The sequence below is a fragment of the Haemophilus parainfluenzae genome, assembly GCF_003252755.1.
Taxonomy (GTDB): Bacteria; Pseudomonadota; Gammaproteobacteria; order Enterobacterales; family Pasteurellaceae; genus Haemophilus_D; species Haemophilus_D parainfluenzae_N.
On the sequence record NZ_QEPT01000016.1, the window covers coordinates 1 to 5,599 of the forward strand.

A 5,599-nucleotide genomic window follows, 5' to 3' on the forward strand; every position below is an offset into this window, starting at 1 on the left:
TATCCGTACCAAGAACATTTGTATGATTACCCGCACTCACCCTGATATTGCCATTCATTGAACCTAGCGTGCTACGTGCATCAGACTGTGTCCAACCTTCCGTTTCATAATCATGTTTTTCTGATTTCGAACCAACGGTAAAACCAATACCGCCGTCTGTGAACACACCTCTGGTTTTCTTGGTTTCCACGCGCTTATTTTTGAAATGATTGGTATCTGCTGCAATATCAACATCATGTCCGCCTTGAATATGCAGATTATTATCCGCAATAGCCTGAATGCCTTTCGCCTTCATATCATGACCTGCTGAAAGCACCACGTCTTTACCACTCACCTGAGTGCCAACTTGAGTAACGGATTGTTGTTGGTCAAGACTGGTTTTGGTCACCTTCGCCACACTTCCGCTTTTCGTTTTGTGAAACTCTTCAAAATCACGGCTTTCTTTTGCACCATTCAGCACAAGGTCGTTTTCCGCGATAGCCATTAACTTCGCTTCACTCTCTAGCAGTGCCCCTTCGGATAAAATATTTTGACTTGTTTTCCGCTTGGTAAGGTCACTACGAGAAGTTGGATGTGAAATTATAAGATTTGCTTAAAGATAAACAGCTCTGAAAATACAAAAAGTGTGGTCAATTTTTGAGAGGTTTTAAAACTCTTTGAAAATTGACCGCACTTTATTAGTTTCCTTTAAAAGTTATCTTTCTCTAATGAATTCGACTGGAATACCATCGGATAACCATACCTTCTCATTACCTATATAAAACTTAATGCCTTTAGATTGAGCTAATTCTGTATCAATTATCAGAAGAATTGTCTCTCCTTTTTTTCTATTTCCAACCAATGTTGCTGTCTCAACATCCTCAGATAAATGTACATATTGACGAGACATCGGCTTCAATCCATTTGATTTAATATCATCTAAATAATTTATACTTGTCCCATGGTATAAATACTTTGGTGGATAACCAATTTCTTTAGAAATTTTCATTGGAATTGAATGCCCGTAGAAAGCTCTTATTTTTCCATTTTTAATCTCATGCCTTTTCTTTTCCGATAAGTCGATCATTTTAACTAAATCGTCTTCGGTTAACGTATTCCATTTTTCATCACTATTTCTAAATGATGAAATTAATTGTTTGACAGAAACCCAACCTTCAGAATCCAATTCTAGTTCATATTCCCATGGGGCATGACGAAGCGCATAGGAAACCTCTTTACTTAAATTTAAATAGTCCATTTTAATACTCTTTTGCACTTTTGATTTCTTCCGCTAACCACTCATCAAAATCCTTACATTCATATTTATTGTCTTTATTACCAAGATCATGAACATAAACTCTCGGATTTCCAGAGTAATCCGTCAATTTGAAACAAGCTGCCCAATCACCATCTCTAGCGAATGATATTAAATCAGCTACACCTGTCAGTTTTTCTATTGCTTTACTATAAAGATAAACACTGTCCTCTATCTCTGAATTCTCATAATCAGGATCTTCAAACCACCAAGGAAAATATTCCAATTCATTTATCTTTTCCATATTACTCGATAAATCAATATAAGACTGAGGAAACTTAAAATTTTCAGGTAATTGTTCTTTGGGATATAAATTAAATTTAGTTTGCATAATTGCTTCCCCCAACGGTGGTGCGCATCTTCTAACGCATTCCTAAAACATCAATTTCATTTAATGATGATTTATACTATTTTCATTAACAACTTCATTTTTTTATTTTCAGATAGATACAGGTATGCGCCAGGATATGCTCTCTATCTAGGTGGGGATATCTGGGTAAATATCATTATACTACTTGCTATTCTTCAATCTCCCTATTATTTAAAATCAAATTTAAATCATAAAGAAAATCCTCTTTTTCATCTTCTTCTAAAACCGAAACTAGCTCATCAAGGTTATTATTCAATAAAATCTCTTGTATTTCATTAAAAACTATCTGATGACTCAATATATGCCTTGCTCCATTAGTTATAATAAAAATTACATTTAGCATTAACTTCTCAATTAACAAATCAAAATGCCCATCAAAACTATCTAAAGCACCTCCCCATTCATTAAATTCTCCATGCCAATTCTTTATTTTCCCTTCAGTAAATTTACGTTGACACCAAATGTAAGCATCCTCAAAAAACCATTGTTTTAAAGTTTCATAATTAACTCGTTTTGCCATTATTTTTCTCCATTATGTTTAATTGCTTTTCCGTTATTATCAAAAACATTTACCTTTATATTTGGATAGCGTTTGGTAAATTGGTCTACTACACCTAGACAACTTAAGCAAGCTGGACGCTCAGTAAATATTGTGACTTGACCTTTTGCTTGTCTATTAGAACCTAATTGATCAGCTAAATTAGATAAAATCTTATACTCAGAATCAACTCTTCTATCTATCAAATCTCCCTTTTTATTAGGTAATTTTAGAGATTCAAATTTTGTTTCTCCTTGCCCAACAAAACTACCTTGTGCTTTATCTATTTGACTATGACCAACTAATTTTCTAGTGGTTAATCCATCAATATTAATTTGAGCAACGGCTGCATTCCCACTTCTCTGCAACTTAGGTGATAAAGTTGATCTAGCCTCTGACAATTGATGACGATAATCAGGTATCATTAAAACACTACCGGTAGGTTTTTTACTTAAATCTTTAACAACTTTTTCAAACCCAGCTTTCTGCTTCATTGCTAACTCCTCTTTTAATTTAGGATACAATGCTGCATTCTCCGCACCACTTAAACGATAATCCTCATCCCCAACATTAGCACGCTTATACCCATCCATCCCCGATGTCGGATAAGCTTTATTTTTTCCACTAATTAAGCTCTTAACGTTGCTAAATCCAACTTTTGCAGAACCTGCTACTGCCCCCAGACCTATTGCTGTACCAGCCTCCATCAAATTCAAACCAAATTTTGTGGTATCCGAAAGCTTGCTAAAACTTTCTGCATTCTCACTTTCAACTAAATTAAATAATGCAGAACGATTCGCTGTATTTAAATCATTTGGATAATACACCGTCATACGACTAAAGAACCCTAAATTTCTCTCAAGCTCTTCAGCCCCTGTATTCATTTCATGTAAATGTGCCGTTTCACAAGCCACATTACCATTACACGCTATGAGCTGCTGGCGGTTTTCTTCACTAATACCTTTATATTTCTCTAAAATCGGTTTAGTATCACGACCCTCTTTTTGTGCTTTGCTCAGTTCTCGAATGAGATTCTCAACATCTGCAACGCTTAGGTAATTATTCTCCACCGCCCTTTTAGCCGTCTCTGCCCCAGAGGTTGCAGCAAGGAAATTCCCCCCTTGCTCTGCTGTGGTGCCATTCGCCTTCGCTGTCAATGCCGCAGCTAATCCGCCCGCCAATTGGCTTAACGTACTAATGTTTTCCTTCTCATTGGCCGTAAGTTGATTTGGCGTTTTATTATAGATTGCCTGCGTAAGGATTTGTGCAGTCACTTCTCCTGTCACCCCAGCCACTGCACCTGTTAACGGGTCTTTGCCTGTCACTTGGAACTCCACCGCAGAAAGCAGCGCATGTGCCATCAGATTCGCAGCTTTGTCTTTTGCGGTATCACCTGCCGTCATCTCGTGGATGGCTTGGTTGAGGTAAGGCGAAGCCAGGGCGACAAGACTGCCTTCGGTATCGTTTTGTGCCGCTGCTTGTAATGCCGCTGTCACAGCACGAATCGCCATGCCCTTTTCACTACCTATGCCGTAAGTGCCGTCTATGTCATTTTGAATCGCAGTAATTTGTTTACCAATTTCTTGCGCTTGCGTACTCGCTTTGCCGTATTTTTCTTCCGCTTTAAATTTTTCAAGACTCAGTTTATTAATCTTCTCACGCTCATTATACGTGGCGATATTAATCGCGTTGTTGCTGATGTCGCCTATCACCTTAGCCATTTCTTGGCGTTCTTGCACTTTTTGTAAATCTTGCTTTTCAACACGTTGATTCGCATTCTTCGTATCACGTGAAAGTGCGGTCAGTTTTTCCGGTGTTTCAGTCTCTATCTGAATATTGCCGCTGATGGCTGATTGGGTGGTGCTGCGCGCGCTTTCATTGGTGTTACCTAATAAGCTCAAGGCACTGCTTATCGCTTGCATCGGGTTAATGCCTCCCGTGCCTGCTCCCATGCTCGCACTTTCGGTTTTAATCTCGCTTCGATTTTCAATATCTGTTGTAGAAATCGATTTGGTTTTAAAACGGTTTTTACTTGCATCAGCATCGCTTTCTATGATGGCACCATTCAGTTGGGTATGATTGTGGATATGGGCATCCATACCATCCTCACCCACACGAATCCCAGCTTGTTCATTCACTTGCGCATAATCTACTTTCGCTTTGTTATAGGAGGCACTCACCGAAGCGCCACCTCCTGAACCCTGTGCCACCGAGCCACTTGCACTCGCACTCGTTTGTTTGGATTCGTATTTTTCCGTATCTTGACGGCTCGTGACAGTGAGATTTTGAATATCCGCTTCCCAACGTTTCGCTTTAAGATTCGCTGCATCAAGGTTTAAGCCGCCTTCTTCACTATTGGTGATGAGCTTATCCGCTTGCAAGTGACTATTTTGCCAACGCTCACTCTCCGAATTAGATTTGCCCTTCGCTACATTCACCGAACCCTCAATACCAATTCCATAACTATTACCATTGGTTCCAACAAAGACGCCTACACTGCCCCCTGCTGATTTATTTTTGGTATGTTGGTGCTCTTCGTCTTTTACACCTTTTATCTCAATCCCTTTTTTACCTGATAATGCCATCAATTTCGCATTTGCATCCACGCCTTCAAAAGTGAGTTTTTCATCGCGCGCTTTTACATTAAACGTACCGGTGCTCACCGTTGATTTTTGATGACTAATACTCTGGCTTTCGCTACTTTGTGTTTGTTTTTGGCTGCCATAACCAAGACTAATCTTCACACTTGGGCTGGATGTCGTCCCGGTATTCTGCATATTACCAGCACGTAAGGCATCTAAGGTTTCCGCTACCTTACCCACATTTTGAGCCGCCATTGTCGCTTCTTCCGCGGCTTTCACTGCATAAAGTGCCTTGAGTTTTCCATTGGTGACTTGTTGGCTGCGATTCACACTGTTATAAGCCGCCTGTGCCATATCGGTCACTGGGGTACTCAAGGCAATTGTCACGCCAGATTGTTTATACTCATGCCCCTCTTTACGTTCAATAATATCTTTTCCCGCTTCGACCTTAACACTTGCACCCTCAATATCAATCTGATTTGTGCGTGGCGTAATCATATCCGTACCAAGAACATTTGTATGATTACCCGCACTCACCCTGATATTGCCATTCATTGAACCTAGCGTGCTACGTGCATCAGACTGTGTCCAACCTTCCGTTTCATAATCATGTTTTTCTGATTTCGAACCAAAGGTAATGCCAATACCACCGCCCGTGAATACCCCTGACGTTTTCTTGGTTTCCACACGCTTATTTTTGAAATGATTGGTATCCGCTGCAATGTCAACATCATGTCCAGCCTGAATATGCAGATTATCATCCGCAATAGCCTGAATGCCTTTCGCCTTCACGTCATGACCTGCTGAAAGAAGTA

At 39.7% G+C, this 5,599-nt stretch carries 5 protein-coding genes; all 5 read right to left on the bottom strand.

Annotated features, from left to right (window positions below):
• Window positions 1-484 (bottom strand): hemagglutinin repeat-containing protein (locus DPV95_RS10240; RefSeq protein WP_133253135.1); only part of this gene is annotated, 484 nt, incomplete at its 3' end.
• Between the two features lie 210 nt (window positions 485-694).
• The gene (locus DPV95_RS10245) at window positions 695-1,237 is read right to left on the bottom strand and encodes an RNA 2'-phosphotransferase (protein ID WP_111407042.1); all 543 of its coding nucleotides are present in this window, start codon (window positions 1,235-1,237) and stop codon (window positions 695-697) included.
• A gap of 1 nt (window position 1,238) precedes the next feature.
• Entirely contained in the window at window positions 1,239-1,625 is a 387-nt protein-coding gene (locus DPV95_RS10250; RefSeq protein ID WP_070867877.1) for an SMI1/KNR4 family protein, read from the bottom strand.
• 187 nt (window positions 1,626-1,812) lie between these two features.
• Entirely contained in the window at window positions 1,813-2,184 is a 372-nt protein-coding gene (locus DPV95_RS10255; protein WP_111407043.1) for a hypothetical protein, read from the bottom strand.
• Window positions 2,184-5,599, bottom strand: a 3,416-nt coding sequence (locus tag DPV95_RS10260) for a deaminase domain-containing protein (RefSeq protein ID WP_243583185.1), incomplete at its 5' end; no start/stop codon positions are given. The genes DPV95_RS10260 and DPV95_RS10255, both read right to left, overlap by 1 nt.